The 24,605-nt window shown below is 74.1% G+C and carries 21 protein-coding genes, 3 pseudogenes and 1 riboswitch; of the genes and pseudogenes, 15 read left to right on the forward strand and 9 right to left on the reverse strand.

Features of this window, described 5'->3' with window-relative positions:
- Nucleotides 1-16 precede the first annotated feature (16 nt).
- Both OP18_RS12615 and OP18_RS55050 read left to right on the forward strand, forming a co-directional pair.
- The gene (locus tag OP18_RS12615) at nt 17-658 is read left to right on the forward strand and encodes a hypothetical protein (protein ID WP_033359029.1); all 642 of its coding nucleotides are present in this window, start codon (nt 17-19) and stop codon (nt 656-658) included.
- A gap of 41 nt (nt 659-699) precedes the next feature.
- Nucleotides 700-1,592, forward strand: a pseudogene (locus OP18_RS55050) (IS5 family transposase).
- 145 nt (nt 1,593-1,737) lie between these two features.
- On the opposite strand, the gene OP18_RS55055 reads toward OP18_RS55050, so the two are convergent.
- The gene (locus tag OP18_RS55055; protein WP_245635360.1) at nt 1,738-2,001 is read right to left on the reverse strand and encodes a cation efflux transmembrane domain-containing protein; all 264 of its coding nucleotides are present in this window, start codon (nt 1,999-2,001) and stop codon (nt 1,738-1,740) included.
- A 136-nt stretch (nt 2,002-2,137) separates the two neighbouring features.
- Between OP18_RS55055 and OP18_RS12635 the strand changes: the two genes are divergently transcribed.
- The gene (locus tag OP18_RS12635) at nt 2,138-2,947 is read left to right on the forward strand and encodes a phosphatase PAP2 family protein (protein ID WP_211273520.1); all 810 of its coding nucleotides are present in this window, start codon (nt 2,138-2,140) and stop codon (nt 2,945-2,947) included.
- A gap of 35 nt (nt 2,948-2,982) precedes the next feature.
- Entirely contained in the window at nt 2,983-3,660 is a 678-nt protein-coding gene (locus OP18_RS12640; RefSeq protein WP_162189785.1) for a phosphatase PAP2 family protein, read from the forward strand.
- Nucleotides 3,661-3,880: 220 nt separating this feature from the next.
- Here OP18_RS12640 and OP18_RS60510 read toward each other — a convergent pair whose 3' ends face one another.
- Together OP18_RS60510 and OP18_RS55060 are read right to left on the reverse strand one after the other, a co-directional pair.
- Nucleotides 3,881-4,066, reverse strand: a complete 186-nt coding sequence (locus OP18_RS60510) for a helix-turn-helix domain-containing protein (RefSeq protein WP_245635361.1) — start codon at nt 4,064-4,066, stop codon at nt 3,881-3,883.
- Between the two features lie 180 nt (nt 4,067-4,246).
- Nucleotides 4,247-5,107 (reverse strand): annotated as a pseudogene (locus tag OP18_RS55060) (helix-turn-helix domain-containing protein).
- A gap of 138 nt (nt 5,108-5,245) precedes the next feature.
- Here OP18_RS55060 and OP18_RS12655 point away from each other — a divergent pair.
- Nucleotides 5,246-5,980 (forward strand): hypothetical protein, encoded by a 735-nt coding sequence (locus tag OP18_RS12655; protein WP_156089479.1) that lies wholly within the window; start codon nt 5,246-5,248, stop codon nt 5,978-5,980.
- Between the two features lie 35 nt (nt 5,981-6,015).
- On the opposite strand, the gene OP18_RS52370 is transcribed toward OP18_RS12655, so the two are convergent.
- Nucleotides 6,016-6,753: a TetR/AcrR family transcriptional regulator gene (locus tag OP18_RS52370; protein ID WP_052386625.1), complete on the reverse strand. Its 738-nt coding sequence runs from the start codon at nt 6,751-6,753 to the stop codon at nt 6,016-6,018.
- Between the two features lie 140 nt (nt 6,754-6,893).
- Between OP18_RS52370 and OP18_RS12665 the strand changes: the two genes are divergently transcribed.
- Complete coding sequence (locus OP18_RS12665) at nt 6,894-9,137, forward strand: MMPL family transporter (protein ID WP_052386626.1); 2,244 nt, start codon at nt 6,894-6,896, stop codon at nt 9,135-9,137.
- Nucleotides 9,138-9,188: 51 nt separating this feature from the next.
- Nucleotides 9,189-9,560, forward strand: coding sequence for a CYTH domain-containing protein (locus OP18_RS12670; protein ID WP_033359035.1), 372 nt, complete (start codon nt 9,189-9,191; stop codon nt 9,558-9,560).
- Nucleotides 9,561-10,002: 442 nt separating this feature from the next.
- Here the strand turns inward: OP18_RS12670 and OP18_RS12675 are convergent, their stop codons facing one another.
- Both OP18_RS12675 and OP18_RS52375 read right to left on the reverse strand, forming a co-directional pair.
- Nucleotides 10,003-11,307 carry an FAD-dependent oxidoreductase gene (locus OP18_RS12675; protein ID WP_033359036.1) on the reverse strand — a complete coding sequence of 435 codons (1,305 nt, stop codon included), beginning with the start codon at nt 11,305-11,307 and terminating at the stop codon, nt 10,003-10,005.
- A gap of 58 nt (nt 11,308-11,365) precedes the next feature.
- The gene (locus OP18_RS52375) at nt 11,366-12,856 is read right to left on the reverse strand and encodes a serine/threonine-protein kinase (protein ID WP_081970716.1); all 1,491 of its coding nucleotides are present in this window, start codon (nt 12,854-12,856) and stop codon (nt 11,366-11,368) included.
- A 101-nt stretch (nt 12,857-12,957) separates the two neighbouring features.
- On the opposite strand from OP18_RS52375, the gene OP18_RS12685 reads away from it, so the two are divergent.
- The 5 genes and pseudogenes from OP18_RS12685 to OP18_RS62525 all read left to right on the forward strand — a co-directional run.
- Nucleotides 12,958-13,968, forward strand: coding sequence for a methyl-accepting chemotaxis protein (locus tag OP18_RS12685; protein ID WP_052386628.1), 1,011 nt, complete (start codon nt 12,958-12,960; stop codon nt 13,966-13,968).
- A 190-nt stretch (nt 13,969-14,158) separates the two neighbouring features.
- Nucleotides 14,159-15,013, forward strand: a complete 855-nt coding sequence (locus OP18_RS12690; RefSeq protein ID WP_052386629.1) for a PfkB family carbohydrate kinase — start codon at nt 14,159-14,161, stop codon at nt 15,011-15,013.
- A 145-nt stretch (nt 15,014-15,158) separates the two neighbouring features.
- Entirely contained in the window at nt 15,159-15,395 is a 237-nt protein-coding gene (locus OP18_RS12695; protein ID WP_033359038.1) for a hypothetical protein, read from the forward strand.
- Nucleotides 15,396-15,486: 91 nt separating this feature from the next.
- Entirely contained in the window at nt 15,487-16,857 is a 1,371-nt protein-coding gene (locus OP18_RS12700; protein ID WP_033359039.1) for a condensation domain-containing protein, read from the forward strand.
- Between the two features lie 155 nt (nt 16,858-17,012).
- Nucleotides 17,013-17,822 (forward strand): annotated as a pseudogene (locus tag OP18_RS62525) (carbohydrate kinase family protein); the annotation flags it as partial.
- Between the two features lie 258 nt (nt 17,823-18,080).
- Here the strand turns inward: OP18_RS62525 and OP18_RS12710 are convergent.
- Nucleotides 18,081-19,361: a YbiU family protein gene (locus tag OP18_RS12710; protein WP_033359041.1), complete on the reverse strand. Its 1,281-nt coding sequence runs from the start codon at nt 19,359-19,361 to the stop codon at nt 18,081-18,083.
- Between the two features lie 90 nt (nt 19,362-19,451).
- On the opposite strand from OP18_RS12710, the gene OP18_RS12715 reads away from it, so the two are divergent.
- On the forward strand, nt 19,452-20,564 hold the full coding sequence (locus OP18_RS12715; protein WP_033359042.1) for an ROK family transcriptional regulator: 1,113 nt from the start codon (nt 19,452-19,454) through the stop codon (nt 20,562-20,564).
- Between the two features lie 62 nt (nt 20,565-20,626).
- On the opposite strand, the gene OP18_RS12720 is transcribed toward OP18_RS12715, so the two are convergent.
- Both OP18_RS12720 and OP18_RS12725 read right to left on the reverse strand, forming a co-directional pair.
- Nucleotides 20,627-21,805, reverse strand: a complete 1,179-nt coding sequence (locus OP18_RS12720; RefSeq protein WP_033359043.1) for a cytochrome P450 — start codon at nt 21,803-21,805, stop codon at nt 20,627-20,629.
- Nucleotides 21,806-21,846: 41 nt separating this feature from the next.
- Nucleotides 21,847-22,092 (reverse strand): CBU_0592 family membrane protein, encoded by a 246-nt coding sequence (locus OP18_RS12725; protein WP_033359044.1) that lies wholly within the window; start codon nt 22,090-22,092, stop codon nt 21,847-21,849.
- Nucleotides 22,093-22,107: 15 nt separating this feature from the next.
- Nucleotides 22,108-22,174, reverse strand: a riboswitch (guanidine-III (ykkC-III) riboswitch).
- Between the two features lie 100 nt (nt 22,175-22,274).
- On the opposite strand from OP18_RS12725, the gene OP18_RS12730 reads away from it, so the two are divergent.
- On the forward strand, nt 22,275-23,513 hold the full coding sequence (locus tag OP18_RS12730) for an outer membrane protein assembly factor BamB family protein (protein WP_081970694.1): 1,239 nt from the start codon (nt 22,275-22,277) through the stop codon (nt 23,511-23,513).
- A gap of 93 nt (nt 23,514-23,606) precedes the next feature.
- The gene (locus tag OP18_RS12735; RefSeq protein ID WP_033359046.1) at nt 23,607-24,248 is read left to right on the forward strand and encodes a hemerythrin domain-containing protein; all 642 of its coding nucleotides are present in this window, start codon (nt 23,607-23,609) and stop codon (nt 24,246-24,248) included.
- Nucleotides 24,249-24,605: the final 357 nt, after the last annotated feature.

Here is a 24,605-nt window from a genome sequence, read left to right on the forward strand (position 1 = left end):
CCATTATCCTGCAGCGGTGGACTGGCTCGATGTCGTCGGCTGGGCCGGCTCGGTGGTGCTCGTCTGGTCGCTGTCGCAGGCCCGTCTGCTGCGCCTGCGGGTGCTCAACCTGATCGGGTCCGTGGTCCTCGTCGGCTACAACGCCGCGTTGAGTGTCTGGCCGATGGTCGGCCTCAACGCGGCGATGACCGGCGTCAACGCCTGGCACCTGTACAAGATCCTGACGACCCGGCACGACGAGGCCACCTACACGGTCGTGCAGGTCGGCACCGACGACACGTTCCTCGCCCACGTGCTGCGGGTGCACTGGGCGGACCTGGCGAAGTTCAACCCGTCGTTCCGCTTCGACGACGCCCCCGACCGCGCCGCGTTCCTCATCATGCGCGGCGACGAGGTCGTCGGCGTGCTCTTCCTGCGCCCCGCCGGTGAGGGCGTCGCCCAGATCGAGCTGGACTACGTCACGAAACGCTTCCGCGACGTGAGCCCCGGCGAGTTCGTGTTCCGCAGCAGCGGCCTGCTCACCGCCCGCGGCTACCACCGCGTCCGCACCCCGCCGGGCATGGTCGCCCCGTACTACGGCCGCCTCGGCTTCCAGCGCCACGGCGACCACTACGAGCTGGAGCTCGCCGACCCACCACGGGACCGCGACGCCGACTAGGCGGTGACTAGCGGATCTTGGGGTTGGGTCGTCGTACCGGTGTGGCGCGTTTCGATCTGACCGATCGTGAGTGGGCGATTCTGGAGCCGTTGCTGCCTGTGCAGGGCGGGCGCGGCGGGCGGTGGCGGGATCACCGGCAGGTGATCAACGGGATCTGCTGGGTGGAGCGAACCGGGTTGCCGTGGCGGGACATGCCGGAGCGGTACGGGCCGTGGCGGGCGGCGCGTCTGCGGTTCCGGCGATGGGCGGAGGACGGGACCTGGGCCCGCCTGCGGCAGCAGGTGATCGCCCTTGCGGAGGTGGATGGTGACATCGACTGGGAAGCGCAGGCGGACTCGACGGTGGTCCGGGCGCATCAGCATGCCGCTGGGGCTCGTAAAGGGGGCTCGATCCGGCTGATTCGCAGGCGCGGCAAGGCCTGGGTCGCTCCCGTGGGGGACTGACCACGAAGGTCCACACTATGGCCGACGGGCGCGGGCGGTCGCTCGCCACGCGGATCACGCCCGGTCAGGCTGCCGACACCAAACAGTTGATCGCATCGCTGGAGCAGATTTCGGTGACGCGGCCGGGTGGGGTGGGCCGGCCGCGGAAGAGGCCGGACTCGGTGACGGCGGACAAGGCGTACTCGTCCAAGGCGAACCGGGCGGCGCTACGGGCTCGTGGGATTGTCGCGGTGACCCCGCAGCCGAAAGACCAGATCGCCAACCGGGCAAGGAAAGGATCACGCGGCGGTAGGCGACCCGCGTTCGACCCGGACCGATACAAACGCCGGAACCAGGTCGAACGCGGCTTTGGCCGCCGCAAGCAGTGGCGCGGGCTGGTCACCAAATACGACAAGCTCCTGACGAGCTACCGGGCCACAGCCGACCTGGTCGAAACCCTCGACTGGCTCCGCGCCGTCCCCGACCGCACCCAAGATCCGCTAGTGCTCTGACCACGAACGTTCACGGTGTTGCATGACACGCCACCATTACCGTCTGGGGTCTGCCGGCCGCCTCGACAGCAGGAACATGCACCACGCGGCGGCGACGTTGACCACCACCCCTGCTCGGTCGCGGCCAACACGAGCCCGCCCGCGGTCAGCGGCGGGTCCAGCAACCGGTGCACGGCCTCGTAGCCGAGCCACCCGCCGAGCAGCAGCAGGGCCCCAGGCCGTTGGCCTGGGCGGAGAGGATCTCGGCGCGTTTCAGGCCGTAGGTGTAGCCGCCTTTCGGTGGCCGGGCCGCCAGCCGCGTCGCGACCAACGCGAGCACGATCGCGGCGGCGTCGGTGAGCATGGGCGCCGCGTCCGACAGCAATGCCGGGGGTGCCGACCTGCTGCGCCTGGTCGGCTCGATCCGCACCGGCGCGTGTCAGCCTGCGACGTGCTGCGGATGCTGTCCCCGGGCGGCGCGGCGACCCAGCCCGGCGAGGCCCTGGCCTCCAGGCGATGCGCAACCTCCACGAGGTTCAGGATGCGGAATCGAGCCCGGCATTTCCGTGATCGCGGAGGCGCTCTGGTTGATCTGGCCGCCTTCTGGGCACCAACTCGGGGTGGCCCACACTGCCGATTCGACGCTGACGGGGCGCTGGCACCGCCTGCGATTGCGCCCGCGCCTCGCCCTGGCGGCGCTGGCCGCATTCGTGATCGCGGTTCCGGTGACGCTTCTGACCCTGGCCGTGCGCAGTGGATGGGGGCCGGTGCACCAGCTCGACCTGTGGGTCGCCGATTACCTGCACGGAGCCGTCGGGTCGCGGCCGGCGCTGCTCAGCGTGCTGCTCGTCGTTCAGGACGTGCTGCACCCGCGGGTCTTCCGGGCCGCGGTCGCCGTGCTCGTAGTCGTGCTGTTCGTGCGCGGCGCGCGCCGGCTTGCCTGGTGGGCGGCGATCACCATGACCGCCGGCAGCTTCCTCGGCTTCGCCCTCAAGCTGCTCGTGGCCCGCACCCGTCCGTCGTTCGACCTGCCGCTGGACACCGCACCCGGCTACAGCTTCCCATCGGGTCATGCGTTGAACAGCGCCGTCGGCGTCTTTGTGCTGGCACTCGCGCTGCTGCCTGTGGTGCGCAGCGCCCGGTCGCGGCTGATGTTGTGGCTGGCCGGGGCGTTCGTGATCGTATTGACCGGGTTCGACCGCATCGCTCTGGGCGTCCACTACCTCAGCGATGTGGTCGCAGGCTGGCTGGTGGCCGGGGCTTTGGTCGCTGCGACCGTCGCCGCGTTCGAGACCTGGCGACGCGATGTCGGGAGGCCGCCGCATGATCCGCTGGAGGGTGTCGACCCTGAGGATGCTGAGCGGGTGATGTCATGAATTTCCGGGCGGCGGGCCGGCACGTTCTGCGCCGGGTGGTGGCGCCGGGCCTGATCGTGTACCTGGTCCTCGTCGGGTGCGGGCTGCTGCTCACCCGTCCGCTTCGGGGGATCATCGCCGGCGAGGACGAGGTCAACCGCGGCTTCGCCGAGGGCCGCACCCACGACTGGAATTTCGCCACCCACCTGATGAGCATGGCGTCCGACACCTCGACGGTCGTTCCGGTGCTGCTGGTGTCCGTGCTGCTGATGCGGTGGATCTTCCGCCGGTGGGCGGAGGCGGTGACGTTGGTGACGGCCGTGGCTCTGCAGGAGACGGTGTTCCTGCTGGTCGTGTTCGTGATTCACAGGCAGCGGCCGGACGTGCCGCACCTGGACCCCGCGCCGCCGACGTCGAGCTTCCCATCTGGGCACGCCGGGGCGGCCGTCGCGCTGTACGGCACGCTGGCAGTAATCATCGGCTGGCGCATGCGCAATGTGGTGCTCAAGGTGGCGCTGCTCAGCGTGCTGATGTCCCTGCCGTTCCTCATCAGCGCGTCGCGCATGTACCGCGGGATGCACCACCCGTCGGACGTGCTCTTCGGCGTGGCGAACGGGATCGTCTGGGTGGCGATCGCCGTGCACGCCTTCCTCCCGACGGCCGGGCAGCCACGACCGTTCCAATGGCGAGTGGTCAGGCCGCGTTTGCCCGATGATGACCGGGTAGACGCATGACCCCATCGGCGGTGCGCGGAATGTTGCGGACCATGCTGCCGAACACGACGGCGTGGAACGGCCACACCGCGGCCCGGTACCCGTATCCGACCAGGTCGCGTGGCAGGAAGACGGCCCGTTCGGCGCTCATTCGCCGGGCAGGATCCGGGCCGACCGCGGTCGTAGCTTCGTAGCAGTCGGCGGGCAGGTCGCCGGCGGCGGTCTTGCGGACGCCGGCGTTCTACGCGGTGGTGGTGATCAGCTCGGCGAGGGCGCAGCCAAGGATGTCGCACAGCGGGGACAGCACCTGCAGCGAAAGCCACTCGAGGGTGCCACTGCCGACGATCGCGCGGTGGTTGCGGAGGGACGACATGGGAAGGCTCGACCGTGCCATGGATGAGCTGACCTCGAACGTCGACCAGATCATGCGCCGAACCTGCATCGCCGACCGTGACCACGGTCGGGACTGCGCCCGGGTCGATGACCACCGTAGATAGACAGATCAAGGCCGGATGCCGGGATCGGCATTGGTGGTGGTGCTTGCTGATCGGTGGCTGGATGCGATGGGTCTGGCTGGTGCTCTGACCACGAACGTTCACGGTGTGGGTCAGGCCGCCGCTTGTGCGGCGGGCTGACCCCATCTGCGTTGGCGTTCGGAGCGGATGCGGGCGCGTTCGCGGCGTTGCGCTTTGAGGACGTCGGGGTGGCGGGCACAGCGGAGCGCGGCGAGGGTGTTGCTGCGGACTTCCGTCGGCGGACAACACCCCACAGGGTGTCGTCGCCGACGCTGTAGCAGCCGTGGAACTGCCGGACGCCGTGCAGCTTGTGGTAGTTCGCGGGGAGCCGGTCGGGGTGCCCGGCCGGCGCCCAGGTCGCACCTGCGTGCGGGCGGATGGTCAGCGGCCCGAACTCGTCGAACGCGAAGACCCGGTCCGGGAACTCGGTCATAACCTGTTCGATCCGGGCGAGCTTGACCGCCTTGGCCGGGTCGTTGGACTCCTTCCACGTCTTCGTGCGCTGGAAGGTGATGTCGTGCTTGCGCAAGATCTACCGGAGTCGTTCCCGACCGATCCGTATGTGGCGGGGCCGTGGTTGTGGGTGAGGTAGTCGGCGAGTTTGCGCAGGCTCCACCGGGTGAACGGCTGGTCGAGGGCTTCGGGTCTGGTGCTGGCCGCCGCGACGACGACCTGCTCGTCGTCTTCACTGATCAGGCGGGGACGGCCACCCGCCCACTGAGGGTTGAGGCAGGCCATGCCCATCTCGTTGAACCGGTGGATGACCTGCCGGACGGAGTCCTCATCGGCTTGGACCAGCCTCGCGATCACCGGCACGCTGTTGCCGCCGGCGGAGGCGAGGACCACCATTGCCCGGCGGAGTTTGATCGCTGAGCTGGTCCTCGTCTGGTTATTCGCAGGAGCTGCTGACCTTCCTGGTCAGACAACCGCCGCACACGCACGGGTTCTGCCATCGGCACAGCCTGAACGCAGACACGCCGCCCACCCCGGAGGCTGAGCGGCGAGTCATCCAACACCGTGAACGTTCGTGGTCAGAGCACTAGTCACCGCCTAGCCTCCTCTGGCTGGACGCGATCGGGGGAGGCGCCGTAATGATCGCCGCGCGGGCAAGGGCGGCCGTGGCGCCGCTCGCCGGGTTCTCCCTCATGCTCGTGGTGCTGCTGGCCGGGGTGCTGGCCCTGTTCCTCGCGTACGCCCGGCTGTACCCGGCCGTCGCCGCGCCGATCGACGGGTGCTGGACCGGGAGGCCGACGCGACCCTCGTCGCGCTCGCGGGCCGCACCGGCGCGGCCGAGGTCCTGCGGCGCGGCGCGGTCGTCGAGGTGGCGTGGCAGCAGTACCGCAGCGGGCTCGTCGACCCGTTGCGCGAGCGGGGGGTACGTGCCCGCCGACCTGTTCGGCGGCTTCGCGCGGTTCCTGGCCGCGCGCGGCGAGCCGGCGCTGCCCGCCGAGGTCCGGGACCGGATCGCGGTGATCACCGCCGGCCCCGGCGCCGGAGCCGTCACCGACCTGCGCCCCGCGCCGCACCTGGTGAGCGCCGACCTCGACGAGCTGCTTCGCCGGCTGGAGGCCGGCGCGTTCCAGGGGCCGGGCCTGCGCGTCATGCCGTGGCCCGAGCTGTCGGCCCGGGCCGCGACCAACGCCGCCCAGCTCGACGCGGGCGCCGCCACCTGGCAGCACTCGTGGACCGGCCCGGCGCGGCTCGTCGCCCACGACGGCACCCCGGTCCCGCTGGACGAGCTCACCGCCCGCGGCCTCGACCGGCGACCGCCGGCGACCTCGCCGCCGAGCTGGCCGCCGAGCTGGCCGCGGCGACGCCCCCGGTGACCGCGGGGCGCCCCGGCCGCCTCCGGTGGCTCGCGTCAGTCGTGGCGGGCGGTATTCGGGGCGGGGATGCCGGCGACCTCGGCGGCGAGGCGGGCGTGGCCGTCGAACAGGGCGTCGCGGCCGGCCTCGTCGATCCAGTCGAAGTGGCCGTACGCCTCCAGGGCGGCGAAGCCGTGCAGCGTCGACCAGGTGTGCAGCATCGCCTGGAACGTCTCCGGCGGGATGGCGGTGGCAAGGTGCTCGTTCTTCTGGGCGGCGCACTCCGCGATGACCGGGTGGACGTCGCGCAGCCGCGGCGGGCCCAGCACCCCGCGCTCGATGGCCTGCACGAACAGCGACGACAGCTGTGACATGGCGCGCTGCGCGGCCTCGGTGGTGGGGCCGTCGACGGGGGCGGCGTAGCCGGCCACGGGCAGGCCGAGGATGAGCGCGAACTGCTGCGGCTCCTGCCGGGCCCACTGCCGGTAGGCGTGCGCGACGGCCAGGAAGCGGGCGCCGATGTCCTCGTCCGGGACGGCGTCGCGGGCCTCCGCCACGACGCGGCCGAGGTCGTTGTACGCGTCGGCGATGAGCGCGCTGAGCAGCTCGTCGCGGTCGGCGAAGTACCGGTACAGCGCGGGCGGCGTCATCTCCATGGCGCGGGCGATGTCGGCGAAGCGGAAGTCGACCGTGCCCGTCTCCCGCATGTGGGTGAGCGCGGTGAGCTTGATCTCGTCGATGGTCGCCGCTCGGGCCTTCTCGCGTCGGGGGGCCGAGCGGCTTGACGTGCTCATTGTTCCTCCTGATGACCGTTGCGTTAAGCATCGTTACAGACGTGAAGGCGCTTGACAAGTGACGTGGCGTCGTGTTGGTTAATAGTCGTAACGCTACTGATGCCCATTCACTCATAAGCCCAAACCAGGCGGGGACAACCATGACCGAGCTCGTCACACAGCCGAAAGAGCCCGACCTCCCGAATCCCGTGCTCGGCCCGCTCGGGCGGCTCGCCCGGGTGGCGTACCGGCGCCGCGGCCGCACCCTCGTCGCCTGGGCCGTCGCCCTCGTCGCGGCCGTCGTGCTGTCCATGGCGTTCGGCGGCGAGTTCGCCGCCGACTACTCCGCGCCCGGGTCGGACTCCAAGGCCGCGCAGCGGCTGCTGCAGGAGCGCTTCGCCAGCCAGTCCGGCGCGACCGTCACCGTCGTCGTGCGCGCCGACAACGGCGTCGCCGGCGCGAAGAGCGACGTGCAGGCGCTGCTGGCCAAGCTCGCCACCGCGCCGCACGTCGCCGGCGTCGCCGACCCGTTCGCCGCGCCCGGCGGGATCTCCGCCGACGGCCGCACCGCGGTCGCCGACCTGCGCTTGGACGTGGTCAACCCCGACGACATGCCGGTCGAGGCCAGCCAGCGGCTGATCGACATCGCCGGCGAGTTCGGCCGCGACGGGCTGAAGGTCGCCCTCGGCGGGCAGAGCATCCAGCGCGCCGAGCAGGGCGAGATCGGCTCCGAGGGCATCGGCCTGGCCGCCGCCATCATCATCCTGCTGCTCATGTTCGGCTCGGTGATCGCCGCCGGCCTGCCGGTCCTCGTCGCCGTCGCCGGGCTCGCCGTCAGCAGCACCCTCACCGGGGTGCTCATCCGGTTCGTCGACGCGCCCGACTGGTCCACGTCCCTGGCCACCATGATGGGCATCGGCATCGGCATCGACTACGTGCTGCTCATGGTCACCCGCTTCCGCGAGTGGCGGGCCGCGGGCCTGGACCCGGAGGCGGCGACCGTCGCCACGCTGGACACCGCGGGCCGCTCCGTCATGGTCGCCGGCAGCACCGTCGTGGTCAGCATGCTCGGCCTGTTCGCGATGGGCCTGTCCTTCATGCGCGGCGCCGCGCTCGTCACCATCCTCGGCGTCGTGGTCGTCCTGGCCGCCAGCGTCACCCTGTTCCCGGCGCTGCTGGGCTACCTCGGCAGGCACGTCGACCGGCTCCGCCTGCCGCTCGGCCGGCGCGCCACCGTCACCGTCGCCGCCGGCGGGCACGTCGAGCCGGGCCGCGGCTGGCTGCGCTGGAGCGCCCTGATCCAGCGGCACCGGTTCGTCTCCGCCCTGCTCGGCGTGGCGATCCTGCTCGCGCTCGCCGCCCCGTTCCTCGGCGTCCGCTTCGGCTTCCCCGACGCCGGCAACAACCGCGAGGAGACCACCACCCGCCAGGCGTACGACCTCGTCGCCGACGGGTTCGGCCCGGGCGCCAACGGCCCGCTCGTCCTCGCGGTGCAGCTGCCCCGCGCCGGCGACACCGCGGCGCTGGACAAGCTCGCCGCCGCGCTGCCCGGCGTCGACGGGGTTGCCGCCGCGATGCCCGCGCAGGTCAATCAGGACGGCACCACCGCGGTCGTCACCGTCCTGCCGCGCACCGGCCCGCAGGACGCCCGCACGGAGGACCTCGTCGAGCGGCTGCGCGACATGCTGCCGCAGACCGTCGCCGGCACCGGCGCCGAGGTCCACGTCGGCGGCGTCACCGCCACCGCCATCGACAGCACCGCCAACATCGCCCGGCGGATCCCGCTGCTCATCGGCGGCGTGGTGCTGCTGTCCATGCTGCTGCTCCTGGTCTCCTTCCGCAGCGTCGCCGTCGCGGTCAAGGCGGCCGTGATGAACCTGCTGTCCGTCGCCGCCGCGTACGGCGTGGTCGCCCTCGTCCTGCAGGGCGGCTGGGCCGGCCGGCTGGTCGGCATCGACACCGAGACGCCGCTGCCCGCGTTCGTGCCGGTGCTGATGTTCGCGGTGCTGTTCGGCCTGTCCATGGACTACGAGGTGTTCCTGGTCAGCCGGATGCGCGAGGTCTGGACCCGCACCGGCGACAACCGCCGCGCCGTCACCGACGGCCTGGCCAGCACCGCCCGCGTCATCACCGCCGCGGCCGCCATCATGATCGCGGTGTTCGCCGCCTTCATCCCGAGCCCCGACCTGGTTCTCAAGGTCATCGGCGTCGGCATGGCCTCGGCGATCCTGCTCGACGCGACCGTGGTGCGCCTGCTGCTGGTGCCGGCCGTCATGCACGTCCTCGGCCGGGTCAACTGGTGGATGCCGAGGTGGCTGGCCAGGGTCCTGCCCGAGCTGCACGTCGAGGGCAAGGCCGAGGAGCACCTGCCGGCCGAGCACAAGGAGCTGGTCGCCGCCGGCTGACCCCGACCGGCGGGCGCCCCGGCACACACCCGTGTGCCGGGGCGCCCCTGTATGCCCGGCGTTCACCCGAGGTCCCAGCCTCAGCGGATCGGCGGTCATCGCGCGCTCCCGCGGCGCAAGCTGCGGATCCGCCACCAGGGCGACCGGTTCGGCGGCACCGACGACACGACGGTCCACGTCGAGATCAAGCAGCGGGTCAACCGGGTCACGCAGCAACGGCGGGTGCCGCTGCGGTACCGGCCTGCGGGTAACCCTCGACCACCGGTCCGCGCCCGGGACCGCTGGGTCCACCGGTTCACCCAGCGCGACGTGCTGATCCGGCAGTACCGGCAGCTCCTCGCCGGCTGCGCCGCGTTCCTGGCAGTGCTGACGCTGGTCTTCGGCACCGACCGGGTCCAGCCGTTCGTCACCGGCCCAGGCTGAGGGGCAACTCGACCCTCGCCGGACTGACCAGAAACGGTCAGGCCGGGGAGGGCGGGTTCCGTCCCGGCGGCGGCGCAGCGCCCGGCGGGATCGGCCGGACCGTGCTGCGGGCGGAACAGCCCGAGACGCTTGCCTGGCTGATCAGTTTCGACACGAACGTCGACGGCCGCCGCCACGGGCCGGTTCAGGGTGGTGGCCTGGGACCACAACCTCACCTTCCGCGGCACCGCCGACCAGGGCCCCTACGACGCCGGCCGCACGCCCGGCCGGCTGGGCGGGCACCGGCTCCACACTGGACGCGATCACGAAGGTGCCCGGCAACGACCCGGCCGCGAGCGCCGGCGGCGCCGAACGGCTGCGGACCCTGCTCGTGGCCCGCACCCAGCACCTCGCCGCCGACCGGTCGCCCGACGCGCTCCGGGTCGTGGCGGCGGGCGCGGGGTCAGGCGGACAGCACCCGGCGCAGGACCGCGGGGGCGAACAGCGTCTGCGGCGGCGCGGTCAGGTTCACCACGCGGTGGAAGGCCACCGCCACCTCCGGCGAGGTCTCCGCGGCGCGCAGCAGTCTGGCGATGTACCAGTTGAAGAACCGCACCTTCGCCGTCCGCCGGCCCGGCACGGACGGGAACGCGAGGTCACCGCCGACGGCCATGTCCCACGGCGTGTCGATCACCGTCGACGCCCTGGCGTAGAAGCGCCGGGGCAGGCCGGCCAGCCCGTCGCGCAGCGCCGCGCGCAGCTCCAGCGCCTCCAGCGCGGCGACGGTCATGCCCTGGCCGTAGATCGGGTTGAAGGCGCAGATGGCGTCGCCGAACGCGACGAAGCCCTCCGGGTGGCGTCCGATCCGTTCGTACCGCCGGCGCACGCTGGCCGGGACCCGGAACGGCCGGGGCGGGGTCAGCGGCCGGGACCGGTGCACGACCTCGGCCAGGTCGGCGATCGGCAGGCGGGTCGCGTAGGCGGCGAAGCCCTCCTCGTCGGTCGGCGGCACGTCGTCGCCGAGGCCGGCGAGGGTGAGGATCCAGCGGTCGCCCTCCATCGGCAGCAGCGCCGCGCCGAACGGGTACCGCGGCGTCACGCCGGTCAGCACCCCGAGGGTGCCGCCGGGCAGGGGTGCCCGCTCGTACTCGCGGGTCGCGTACACCACGCCGGCCATGACGCTGTCCTGCTCCGGCGGTGCGTAGCCGAGCTCGGCGAGCCAGGTGGGGCCCCGGTTGCCGCGGCCGGTGGCGTCCACGACGAGGTCCGCGGGCAGCGCCTCGGTGGCGCCGCCGGGGCCGAGCGGCACGACCCGGGCGCCGGTGACGGTGCCCGCCTCGTGCAGCAGCCCGGTCGCCTCCAGCCCGCCGCGCAGCCGCACGTTGGGCAGCTTGCCGACGCGGGCCCGCAGGTAGTCCTCCAGCGCGGGCCGGCTGACGGCCAGGACGACGAGGTCGGACGCGGCGCGGGCCATCGGCGCCGGGCCGTTGTGCCAGGCGAACCCGGCGTGGATGTCGACGGTGAGCGCCCCGGCGGCGACGAGCTCGTCGGTGAGCCCGGGGAACAGCTCCTCGAGGATCTCGCGGCCCCGGGCGAACAGCATGTGGGCGTGCCGGCCCTGCGGGACGCCCTTGCGGGCCCCGCTGCCGGTGAGGTCGTCGCGGTCAAGGACGGTGACGGTGTCGAAGGTCTCGCTCAACGCGCGCGCGGCGAGGAGCCCGGCGATGCTCGCGCCGAGGACGACCGCGCTGGTGGTTGCTCTGCTCATGCCCCCAGACGACCATTGGTCATCGGCGATGCATAGGTAGAAGTGCGCACAGCGCGGATCAGCGGGTGTCGCGGGTCACCGTCATCTCGGGGGTGCCGGACGGGCAGGTGAAGGCCATCCGGACCAGGTCATTGCCGCGCCGGAACTCGACGGCGGCGGTCGCGGCCGGACCGTTGTGTTGGGTTTCCGTCTTGTACGGCCGGATCGCCGCCGCCGTGACGACCCGGACCTGACCGCCGCCGGCGCAGGCGACCTGGACGGTGCCGGCCTCCGTGGTGAACGTGACCGGGCGGGTCGGCGCGGGCGACGGGCCGGCGGTCCCCGGCGGCGGTGCCGTGCCGGTGACGGTGGCCGCGCCGCCCGGCGGCGCGGCCGGCGACGACGCCGAGCCGTCGGTGGCCGAGCCCGGCAGCTGGCCCGGCTGCTGGCCCGGCTGCGTGGCGGACTGTGCCCCGCCGGTCGGCCCCGCCGCCGCGCCGCCGGCGGACCCGCCCGCGGCGGTGTCGGGCGCGGCCGTCACCGCACCGGCGGTGCCCTGCGGCCGGTCGGCCCGGTCGATCGCGGCGGCCAGCCACGGCAGCCCGGCGGCGAGCAGCAGCACGACGGCGGCCAGGGCGTACCAGCGGGCGCGCGACCGCGTCGGGTCCGGCACGGCGGCGTGGTGCGCCGGGACCCGGGCCGGCAGTGGTGCGGCCGCCGTGGCCGGTGCCGCGGCGGACGGCTCCGGATCGGTGGCGGCGGCCAGGACCGCGGCGGACGTGGACGACTCCGGGTCGGCGGCGGCGGCCAGGACCGCGGCGACCCGGCCCGCGGAGGGGCGGGCGGACGGCTCCTTGTCCAGGCACGCCATGCACAGCCGGGCGACCGCGTCGGGCACCCCGGGCAGCGGCGGCAGCGGCACCGGCGGGGTGAAGACGTGGTCGCGGATCAGCTGGGTGGTGGTGCCGGCCGGCCACGGCAGGGTGCCGGCGAGCAGCCGGTAGAGCAGCACACCGAGGGCGTAGACGTCCGAGGCCGGCACGACGTGGCCGGACAGCCGCTCCGGCGCCAGGTACGCGGGGGTGCCCAGCACGTCCTCGACCGGCTGCGGGCCGACGGGGGCGGCGAGCCCGAAGTCGACGAGCTTCGCACCGCCGTCGGTGACCATGATGTTGGCCGGTTTGACGTCCTGGTGGACCAGGCCGGCCGCGTGCGCCGCGGCGAGCCCGGCGGCGACACCGGCACAGATGCCGAACACCTCCGCGGGCGGCAGCTCCCCGGCGTCGACGTGCTGCTGCAGGGTGCGGCCCCCGACCAGCTCCATCACCAGGAACGGGAAGCCGTCCTCGCCGAAGTCGTGCACCTGGGCCAGGTTGCGGTGCGACAGGGCGGCCGCGGCGCGGGCCTCGCCCATGATCCGCTCGCGGGCGGCCGCGTCGCGCAGGTGCAGCACCTTGACCGCGACCGCCCGGTGCAGGACCTCGTCACGGGCCTGCCACACCACCGACATGCCGCCCGAACCGAGCAGCTCCTCAAGGCGATAACGCCCGCCCAGCAGCAGCTCACTCATCGCGACCATCCTGCACCATCGATGGCCGAAGTCCATCATCGGCAACCGCCGTTTCCCTGTGCCGCGCCCGTCCGCTGCCGATAGGAGTCGGGGAGGCTGCCGTGACCACGATCTTGATCATGCTGGTATGCGCCGTGGCGGGCGCGGGGATCGGTTTCGCCGCGGGCCGGCGGCGCACGGGCGGCTGGGACGCCGCCGCCGCGGTGCTGCGCCGCGCCGCCGCCGGCGACCTCACCGGCCGGGTCCTGGCCGGCGCGGACCCGCAGGTCGCCGCGGCCGTCAACGGCACCCTCGACCGGGTCGCCGGCATCGTCCGGCAGGTCGCCGCGGCGAGCGGTGCCCTCACCGACGCCGGGCGGCAGCTGGGCGGTGTCGTCGAGGAGATGCTGACCTCCGCCGAGCGGTCCGTCGCCGCGTCGCAGCGGGTCCTGGACGCCGCCCGGGACGTGCACGCCCAGGTGACCAGCGTCGCCGACGGGGCGAAGCAGCTGGACACCAGCATCGGCGAGATCTCCCGCAGCAGCACCGAGGCGGCCACCGTCGCCGCCGACGCGGTGCGGGTCACCGACGCCACCGGCAGGACCATGACCCGGCTCGGCGACTCGTCGTCGGAGATCGGCGCGGTCATCAAGGTCATCACGTCGATCGCGGAGCAGACCAACCTGCTCGCGCTCAACGCCACCATCGAGTCCGCCCGCGCCGGGGCGATGGGCAAGGGCTTCGCCGTCGTCGCCAGCGAGGTCAAGGATCTGGCGCAGGAGACCGCCACGGCCACCGAGGACATCACCCGCCGCATCGCCGCGCTGCAGTCCGACACCACCGGCGCCGTGCAGGCGATCGGGCGGATCACCGACGTCATCGGCCGGGTCAGCGGGTACCAGAGCACGATCGCCCGCGCCGTCGAGCTGCAGAGCAGCACCACGGCCGGGATGAGCGGCGGCATCGGCCGGGCCGCCACCGGCGCCGCCGAGATCGCCGACACGATGACCGCCGTGGCCGCCAAGCGCAAGGAGGCGCACGACACGGTGCTGCGGGCCCGCGACCTCACCACCCGGCTGGACCGCCTCACCACCGACCTCGCCGGGGCGGTCAGCGGATTCACCATCGGCTGACCCCGACCCCGCGGCCGGTCCTCACCGTTCGGGTGGTGTCGTGGCGGTTCCCGCCCTGTGACCGCACGGACGGCTGAAACTGGTGGTACCGGAAGCGAAGCACGCGATCGCACAAGCTCACCGGAAGCGAGACGGCCGGCCCGGGTGGCCGCGGGCCGGCCGGCGCTCGCAAGGGTGCATGATCGGGGGCGTGACCGTCCTCGTCGTCGGTGCCGTCAACACCGACCTGGTGATCGAGACCGCCCACATCGCCGCCCCCGGCGAGACCGTCATCGCGGCCCGGTCCTCGACCGGCCACGGCGGCAAGGGCGGCAACCAGGCCACCGCCGTCGCCCGCCTCGGCGGCGCCTGCACCCTCGCCGCCCGGGTCGGCGCCGGCTTCGACCCCGCCTCCCTGCCCGGCGTGGACACCTCCGCCCTGGTCCACGACGCCGCCCCGACCGGCCTCGCCGTCGTGCTCGTCGCCGCCGACGGCGAGAACGCGATCACCGTAGTGCCGGGCGCCAACGCCAACCTCGCCCCGGCCGACATCAGGCTGCCGCCCGGCCCGCCCGGCGTCGTCCTGGCCAGCCTCGAGGTGCCCCTGCCCGCGGTCGCCGCCGCCGCCCGCCTCGCCCGCGCCGCCGGCTGGCGGGTCGTGCTCAACCCGGCGCCCGCCGTCGCCCTCCCGCCGGCCCTGCTCGCCGACGTCGACGTCCTGGTCCCCAACGAGCACGAGCTGGCCGTGCTGGGCTCCCCCGCCGACCTGCTCGCCGCGGGCGTGGGCGCCGTCGTGGTGACCCTCGGCGCGGCCGGCTGCCGCGTGCACCGCCCCGGCGGCACCACCACCGTGCCCGCCCACCCGGTGCACGCCGTGGACACCACGGGCGCCGGCGACGCGTTCTGCGCCGCCCTGGCGTGGGCCCTGGACACCGGCCGCCCCCTGGACGAGGCGGTCCGGCTGGCCTGCGTCGCGGGCGCGCTCGCCACCCGCGCGGTCGGCGCCCGCGCCGCCCTGCCGGCCGCCGCCGACCTGAGCCGTGCAGCATCGTCTGCCGGCCGTTGACCGGGATCTGATCCGGGGCGCCGTGACCGGTGATGACGGCGGCGGCCCGGTTGACCGGTGGCCTCACCCGTCGGTCCTCACCCCGGCCCGCCCTCGGGTGACGGAACGCGGCGACGGCTGGCACACTTGCCCCATGTTGCGACGGATGCGGTGGGTTGTCGTGCCGGCGGTGGCACTCGTGGTCTTGACGGCGCTGCCCTCGGCGGCCCACGCGCGGCCGGCCGGTGGCGCGGGCGGCACCTCGTTCCTGTCGGACCTGTCGCTGCACGACCTGACGATGATCGTGGCCGGCATCGGTGTCTTCGGCGCGCTGCTGATCGTCATCGGCGTCGTCGCGCTGCGCCGGTCCCGCGCCGCCCGCCGGGCGTCCATCGCCCCCTGACGCGTCCGAGGACCGCGACCGCCGGACGGCCCATTGACTTCTGCGGATGCTCGCCCACAATTTCCATGGGCGGTCACAGAAGGGAATAGCGATGGGCATTCGCACAAGTCGCATCCTCGTGCCGTTCCACGGTGAGGGATCCGGCGTCGCCGAGCTGACCTGGGCGCAGCTCGGGATCTGGCAGACGATGCGCGACACCGGGCTCAGCATGAACATCGGCGGGACCGTGCCGATGCCGCCCGGCACCACCGTGCAGGGCATGGAGATGTTGCTGCGCTACCTCGTCGGCCGCCACCAGGCGCTGCGGACCAGGCTGCGGTTCGACCCCGACGCCACCCGGCAGGTCGTGTCCGCCGAGGGCGAGCTGACCCTCGAGGTGCTGGACACCGACGACGACCCGGCCGCCGCCGCCGAGCAGCTGCGCTCGCGGTACGAGCGGACCCCCTTCGACTACGAGCACGAATGGCCGGTGCGGATGGGGGTCGTGCGCCACGGCGGCGAGGTGACCCACGTCGTCGTGCTGTACTGCCACGTCGCCGTCGACGGCTCCGGCATCGACGCGATCGTGCGCGACATGGCCAACCTCGACCCCGAGACCGGCACGACCACGGCGCCGGTGTCGGGCCTCACCCCGCTGGAGCTGGCGGCGAAGCAGGCGACCCCGGCCGGGCGGCGGCAGAGCGAGAAGTCGCTGCGCTACTGGGAGCAGCTGCTGCGGTCCATCCCCGCGCAGCGTTTCGGCGTCTCGGACGACCCGCGGCGGCCACGGTACTGGGAGGTCACCCGCCGCTCGCCGGCGATGCACCTGGCGATGCAGCTGGTCGCGCACCGTACCGGCGCCGGCGTCGGCTACGTGGTGCTCGCCGCCTACTCGGTCGCCCTGGCCAGGCTGACCGGGCGCAGCCCGAGCGTGGCGCAGCTGGTGGTGAGCAACCGGTTCCGCCCCGGCTGCGCCGACTCCGTCAGTCAACTGGCCCAGCTGGCCATCTGCGCCGTCGACGTGGCCGACGCGACCTTCGACGAGGTCGTCGCGCGGGCCTGGACGGCGGCGACGAACGCGTACATGCACGGACACTTCGACCCCCTGGCACTCACCGCGATGCTGGAGCGGGTCCGCGCCGACCGCGGCGACGTCGACTTCTCGATCATCGTCAACGACCGGCGGACCCGGGACGGCGCGCCGCCACCGGCGGACCTCGCCACGCCGCAGCAGCTGCGCGCCGCGCTGCCCCGCTCGACCAGCTGGTGGAACCGGAAGGTCGACGTGCTCGACGCCGAGCTCAACATCAGCGTCGACGCCGCGCCCGACGCGGTGGACGTGTCGATCTGCGCCGACACGCACCGGCTCGGCCCGGCCGAGATCGAGGCCCTCGCGCAGGAGATGGAGCGGGTCACGGTCGAGGCGGCGTTCGACCCGGCCGCACCGACCCGGGTCGGCGCGCCGATCGCGGCGGGCGGCTGAGGAGCAGGGTGGGTTTCCGGTTCGACGTCGTCGGGGTGGGGGCGCTCAACTTCGACTCGATCGCCCCCGTCTCGACCGCCGCGCGGTCCCTGCTGCGCGGCGCCGTCGACTGGGGCGGCGAATGCCGGGTGGGCGCGGCCACCGTGGACGCGGCGATGCGCACCGTGCCCGCCGCGGCGGTCCGGGTCGCGGTCGGCGGGTCGGCGTACAACACGGTCGCCGCGCTCGCCCACACCGGCGCCGGGCTGCGGCTCGGCTACATCGGCGTGGCCGGCCGGCTGCCGGCGCCCGGCGCCCCGATCGTGCAGCGGCTGCGGCGGCTCGGCATCGACACCGAGCACGTACGGGACGTGCCCGGCGAGCTCAGCGGCGTCTGCCTGTCCCTGGTCGAGGAGGGCGAGCGGACGCTGCTGGTGCACCCCGGCGCCAACGACCGCATGGCCGCGCACCTGGAGTCGCGCTTCGAGCAGGTCGTGCAGTACCTGTCGGCGGCCAGGACCGTGCACGTCACGTCGCTGCTGGACGAGCGCAGCCCCGCCGTCCTCGCCGACATCCTGGCCACGGTCCGCGACCGCAGCCCCGAGACGGTGCTGACGTTCGACCCGGGGCACGTGTGGGCGGCCGGCGGCGCCGCCCCGGTCGCGGCCCTCGCCACGATGGCCGACCACGTGCTGGTGAACGAGCGGGAGCTGCTGGCCCTCGGCGCCACCGGCGACGACACGTGGGCCGCCGACCGGATCCTGCGCGTCGGCCGGCCGGGCCGGGTCGTGCACGTCAAACGCCCGTCGGGGGTCACCACGTTCACCCGCTCCGGTCCGCTGCTGCGGGCACGGTTCCACCCGCAGGACACCGTCGCGCCCGACCTGGTGCGGGACGCCACCGGCGCCGGCGACCTGTACGCGGCCGGCGTGCTGGCCGCGCTCGCCGGCGGCACCCACCTGTACGACGGTGTCCGGCTCGGCCTCGCCCTGGCCCGGCACAAGCTGCTGCACCTGGCCGACGCCGGCCACGCCGACCTCGCGGCGGTCTTCGACGACTGGCGGCAGACCACCCCGCGCACGCCGTCACCTGCGCTACCCCTCCGGCGCCGCCGCGAGCCAGGACTGAGGTACGCGAAGCCGGCGCGCACCGCGGCGGCGCCCAGGTGCCCGCCGACCGCGAAGCGCGGCATCCCAGCGCCCGGGTGGCACCTGGAAGCCACGCCGGCGGTGCCACCACGCTGCTCAGCCGTCGATCGCCAGGCCGCGGCGGCCGGTGGCGTTGAGCTGCTCGACGGTGAAGCGGCCCGGCCAGTCGCGCTCGTAGTGCTCCTCCGGGAAGTCCGCCGGGCTGGAGCCGGTGAGGAACGCCGCGCGCACCGACGCGCTGTACGCCTCGTTGCGCGGGCACCACGGGGCGGCCGGGATGTACATGACGTTGCCCCAGCCGCGCTGGTCGGTGACCGGTGCCACCGAGTGGATCATGTCGCAGTGCCACCAGACGGAGTCGCCGGCGCGCACGTCGGGGATGCCGCTGAGCGCGCGCAGCAGCGGGCCGTGCCAGCGCTCGTCGCCGGCGGGGAACGCCTGGTTGACCGTGACGCCGCACATGTCGTCGTCGGCGACGTCGGGCAGCAGCGGGCGCAGCATCAGCCAGGCCATCGCGCCCGGGATCGGCACCGTGTGCAGCACGCCCTGGTCGTGGTCCATGTCCGACAGGGCGGTCCAGCCCTGGAACGTGCGGAACGCCGAGCACATCGTCGAGCCCGGGTACTGCGGCCCGGCGGTGCGGTAGGCGGCGTCCCACGGGTCGTACTGCTCGACGCTGCCGTCGAACAGGTGCCGGAACGCCTGCTGGTAGGCCTGCGTCAGCCACAGGTCGAGGGTGCCGGGGTCGAGGTGCGCGCCCAGCCCGCCGGAGGTCGCGCCCGGCGGGCGGCGGCGGATGCGGTCCGGGTACATGGCGTCGCGCCGCGGGTCGAACCACCGCACCCCCTCGGACTCGTGCTTCCACAGTCCGTTGAGGAACGCCTGCACGGCCGCCATCCGGTCGCTCTGCCGGGCCTGCATCTGCGGCTGCGACCAGTAGATCGGGTAGATCTCGGGCTTGGACGCGACGCTGCCGAAGAAGTCGTCGGCCGGGCCGCGGTACTGCTCGAAGAAGGCGTTGCGTTCGACGTACGAGACGATCTCGCGATCCCAGCCGAGCGCCTGCTCCCGGTCGAAGTGCCCGCGCACCACCAGGCAGCCGCGGCGGCGCAGGTGCGCGAGGTCGGCCGCGGACACCGTGCCGGCGGCGATGTCGGCGTAGTCGATGACGGGCCAGACGGTCTCGCCGCGCTCGCGGGCCGCCTCGATGTCGGCGACCTCGGCCTCGACGCCCCGCTGGACGACGGCGAACACCTCCTCGACCGTGCGCCCGGACGCCGCGATCCGCGCCCTGATCGCGGCCTTGACCTCGCGGGTCGCCGCGCGCAGGTCATCGGGCGTGGTCTCCCAGTGCGGCAGTGCGGTCTGGACCGGCATGGCGTCGCGCTCCTTCTAGTCAGGACTCCTTACTAGATGACCGTACGGCGGGTCGCGGTTTTAGGCAAGAGTCCTGACTAGAATCGCCGCGTGACGCCGGTCAAGCCTTCGCTGGAGCTGCTGCGCTCCCTGTCCGACGAGCACGTGCTGCGCGCCCTCATGGACGCCGGCCGGCTGACCAGGGCGGAGCTCGCCGCGCTGGCCGGCATCTCCAAGCCGACGGTGTCGGAGAGCATGCGCCGGCTCACCGCGTCCGGCCTCGTCGTGGACACGGGGGAGCGGACCACGGGCCGCGGGCGGATCGGCACGTACTACGGGCTGTCACCGTCGGCGGGGACCGCCCTGGCCATCGACATCGCGCCGTCCGGGGTGGTGGCCGAGCGTCTCGACGCGCACGGCACCGTCCTCGCCCGGGCCGCGCGGCCGGTGGAGCGCCCGGCCAGCGCGGAAGGGGTGGCGGCGGCGCTGGTGGCGGTCGCCCGCGAGCTGACGGGCGGTGCTTCGGGCCTGCCGGGCGGCGGTGGTCCGGTGCGGGTGGCGGCCGTCAGCGCCGCCGACCCCGTCGACCGCGGCACCGGCCGGCTCGTCCACCTGCCCGACGCCCCGTTCCTCGTCGGCGACCTGGACCCGGTGCAGCTGCTCGCCCCGTACGTCACCGGCCCCGTCACCGTCGACAACGACGTCAACTGGGCCGCCCGCGCCGAGCACGCCGGCGACGACTTCGTCTACGTGTACCTCGGTGAGGGCCTCGGCTGCGCGGTCGTCAGCGCCGGCGAGGTCCTGCGCGGCCACGCCGGCTTCGCGGGCGAGATCGCGCACCTGATCACCACCGGCCCCGGCGGCCGCGCGATGCCCTTCACCGACGTGTTCGCCGCCCTGCGCCTGCGCCGCCCCGACTCCACCGCGATCCACGTGCCGTCCCTGCTCGCCGCCGCCCCCGGCGTCCTGCCCGTGATCGGCACCGCCGTCGCCGGCGTCCTGGCCGCCGCGGTCGCCCTCGCCGACCCGGCGCTCGTCGTGCTCGGCGGCCCCTGGGGCAGCCACCCGCCGGTCCTCCAAGCGGTGCGCACCGCCTTCGCCGGCCTGCCCCGCCACGTCCCCGTTCGCGCCGCGGCCCGCACCGACCACCCGTCGCTCGCCGGCGCCCGTACCCACGCCCTGCACGCTCTGCGCGCCGCCATCGTCACCGCCGCGTCGAGCTGACCCGGGCCGGTCTTGCGCCGGCGCCGCGGTCGCCGGATCCAGGCCGTGCCGGCGGGGCCGGTTCAGGTCCCGTACGCGATCGGCAGGTGGGTCGGGCCGTACACGGCCTCGGTGGGCGGCAGCCAGTCGGCGGGGCCGTCGGCGCGTGGGGCGGGCAGGGCGGCGGCGAGCCGGGGCAGGGACTCCTGCAGCTCGACCCGGGCGAGGGCGGCGCCCAGGCAGAAGTGGATGCCGCCGCCGTACGTGAGGTGCGGCGCGCCGATGCGGGTGATGTCGAACGTGTCGGCGGCCGGGAACACGCGCGGGTCGCGGTTGGCGGCGCCGGTCACCGGCAGTACGCAGCTGCCGGCAGGCAGGACCAGGTCGTTGACGGTGACGTCGGACTTCGCGATCCGAGGTACGCCGAGCAGCGCCGACGGGCAGTAGCGCACGACCTCCTCGGCGGTGCGGGCGGCGAGGTCGGGCCGGTCGCCGAGCAGCCGCCACTGCCCGGGGTGGGCGAGGAACGCCGCCATCGCCGTGCCGAGCTGGTGCTGCACCGTGCCCTGGCCGGCCGACATCAGGGTGACGACCATGGCGCGCAGCTCGGCGCCGGTGAGCCGGCCGTCGGTGACGAGGGCGCTGAGCAGGTCGTCGCGTGGCTCGCGGCGGCGCCGGGCGAGCAGGTCGTCGAGGAACGCGTCGAGGCCGGCCAGGGCGGCGGTGATCCGGTCGCGGTGGGCGGCGACGTCCATGCCGAACAGCAGCCCGACGTCGGCGGTCCAGCGCTGCACGTCGGCCGAGCCGTCCACCGGGATGCCGACGAACGTGTACAGCACCCGCAGCGCGAACGGCTGCGCGAAGGCGGCGACGAAGTCGCAGCGGGACGTGGCGGTCAGGTCCGCGACGAGGTCGGCGGCGATGCGCGCGACGACCGGGCGGAACGCCTCGATCCGGCGGGTGGTGAACGCCCCGCTGACCAGGCGCCGGACCCTGGCGTGCGGCTCGCCGTCGGTGTTGAGCAGGAAGCCGCGCATGGTGTCCACGAGCGGTCCCTCGGTGATGCCCTGCAACGCCAGGAGGTCCGCGCCCGGGGTGCGCAGCTCGCGCAGCTGCAGCAGGCGCTGCACCTCGGTGTGGCGCAGCACCGCCGTGCCGATCGCGGTCCGCGCGTACCAGCTCTGCTCACGCAGCCGGGCCAGTTCGCCGTACGGATCCGCGTGGAACTGCGCACCGTACAGGTCCAGCCACGGAGCGTCCATATATCGACGGTAATGGTTGCGGGTGGCGGCGGCCACCGGTGTCACTCGACCGGTACGTCTGCGTTGTCCGCCCTGACCTTGGTCAGCGAGTGCAGCGACACGGCCGCCCACACGCCCTCCAGCAGCAGGAACCCCCAGTCGTGGCCGATGGCGGCCTCGACCGCGAGCAGCGAGGAACCGGTGAGGTTGAGCCAGCCGTACCAGCGCGACGTCGACGACAACCGGCCCAGCTGGACCAGCACGAACGGCACCAGCACACACAGCGACCCGAACACCTGGACGAACATGGCGCACTCCCGGACACCACGCCGTCTTGTCGGGCCGGGTACGACGTGACTCGTCCGGGACGGCACAGGTGCGTGCCGCCGCACCCCGACTATGGCACGCGGTGCAGCTCAGCGGCCACACGGGCGGGTGGGAGTGCGGTGGTTCTCACCACCTTGCAACCTCACCCTGCTTCGCTGGGACCATGATCAGCAGGATGGCGGCGGTCGCCGCCGTGTGCGTCACCGGCGTGCTGCTCGCGACCCCCGCGGCGGCGCCGGCGGCCACCCCGGGCAACTGGCCGCAGCACGGCGGCGGCGCCGCCAACGACAACTACCAGCCGGGCACCGGCGGGCTCGACGTGCGGCGCCAGGTGTGGCAGCGGCAGGCCGGCCGCGACGACACGGTCGGCGGCGCGGCGGTCGCCGGCGGCCGGCTCACCGTCGTCTACGGCAAGGGCGCGCTGCGCCGCGTCGACGTGCGCACCGGCGCCGTCACCGTCCTCGGCGCGCTCGCCGGTCGCCGCCCGCAGCAGCTCGCCGACGTCGACGGCGCCCTGTACGTGCGCAGCCTCGACGCCGACGGCACCCGCAGCCGGCTCGCCTCCTACGACCACGCCGGGCGGCGCCGGTGGGAGGTGACGCTGCCCGACGACGAGGCGGTCCTGCCCTTCACCGTCGCCGGCGGGCACGTCCTGGTCACCAGCGGGCCGAAGTGCCACGACCTGTGCACCGGGCACCGGCTGCGCGCGTACCGGACCCGCAACGGCACCCTCGCCTGGTCCGGCGCGGTCGACGGCGACGCGGGCGGCGCCCCGGCCGTCGCCGGCGACACCGTCGTGCAGGCCGCGTACGGCCCGGTCAGCGGCACCGGCGACGGCAGCGGCGGGGCGAGCCTGCTCTTCGCGTTCGACGTGCGCACCGGCGTGCGCCGGTGGACCCGCATCCGGCCCGGGTTCGCCCTGACCGGGCACCGCGGGTCGCTGCTGGCCGCCGGCGCCGGCACCGACGCGCTGTGCTCGCTGGTCCCCGCGACCGGCGCGGCCCGCTGGTGCCGCGGCACCACGGCCGCCGACGAGTGGGTCGACGGGCTGTCCGCCGGCGGCGGCGCGGTGTTCGGCTACGGGCTCACCGGCACCGTGCGCCGCTACGACCCGGCGACCGGCGCCGCCGCCTGGGCGACCCCGCTGGCGCTGCCCGGGTACGCGTACAACGCCCTGCACGCGTCGCTGGTCAGCGGCGGCGGCCAGGTGTACGCCGCGGTCCACCACGGCAACTTCACCCCGGCGTCGGAGTTCACCGAGATCGTCGTGCTGCGCGCCGCCGACGGCCACGTCGTGCGCCGGCTGCGGCTGGCCGGGTACACCGACACCGCCGCGGAGCTGATGCTCGCCTCCGGCCGGCTGCTGCTCGTCGGCGACCGCACGATCCGCGCGTTCGGCTGACGGTCGTTCCCGACGGCAACCGGGCTTTAAGTGCCGACCAAGTGCGGGGCGGTCAACTCGGACCAGCACCAGCTGACCTAAGGAGACAACACCGTGCCGAACCTTGTCGGGATCACCGTGAACCACCGCTCCATGCGCGGCGACGCGCACCGCTTCGCCACGCTGCTGCGCGACATCGCCGACGGCGTCACGCCGAGCACCGCCGGGCGGGCCACGGCGATCGCCGCGTACCTGGAGACGCTCTGCGACGGGATCCACCACCATCACCAGGCGGAGGACGACGTGCTGTGGCCGGTGCTGGAGGCGAGCGCCGGCGCCGAGGTCGACCTGCGCGACCTCACCGACGACCACCGGCAGCTCGACCCGCTGCTCGACGCGATCCGCCGCGACGCCCGCGCGCTGGCCGCCGCGCCGCACGACCGGGCCGCGGCGCACCGGCTCGCCGACGTGCTCGGCACGCTGCGGGACCTGCTCGACGAGCACATCGAGGACGAGGAGCGCACCGTGTTTCCCGTCATCCGCCGGTACGTGTCCGACGCCGACTGGGCGAAGGTGGAGGCGGCGGTGCGCAAGGGCGGCAAGCTGGGCTTCGAGCTGCCGCGCATCGAGCGGTACGCCACGCCGGAGGAGCTCGCCGAGCTCAAGCGGATGGCGGGACCGGTGCTGCGGGTGCTGCTGGCGGCGACCCGGCGCAGGTTCGCCAAGCGGGAGGCGGTCATCTTCCCGACGGGCTGACCAGCCACGGGACCGCGCCGATCGCGGCGGCCAGGGCGTGTCCGGCGGCGCGGTGCGCGGCGGCCGCCTCCGGCAGGCCCAGCACGCCGGCCAGGTCGGCGAGGATCAGGTCCACCGGCGGGCCGGTCAGCGAGCCGCTGGCGAGGCCGACGAACTGCCCCGCCCACGGCAGCAGCGCCGCGTAGCAGTCGCGGGCGTGCGGCTCGCTGCGCAGCGCGGCGGCGTTCCAGCCGCGCAGGCCCATCCAGGCGAGCCAGTAGTAGTCCTCCCGGACGGCGACCGCGTCGGGCGACCAGATCCGCCTGGCCTCCTCGACCTGGCCGGCGTCCAGCAGGGCGCGGACCATGAAGTCGTTGA

The sequence above is a fragment of the Dactylosporangium aurantiacum genome, from assembly GCF_000716715.1.
In the GTDB taxonomy this organism is placed as follows: domain Bacteria; phylum Actinomycetota; class Actinomycetes; order Mycobacteriales; family Micromonosporaceae; genus Dactylosporangium; species Dactylosporangium aurantiacum.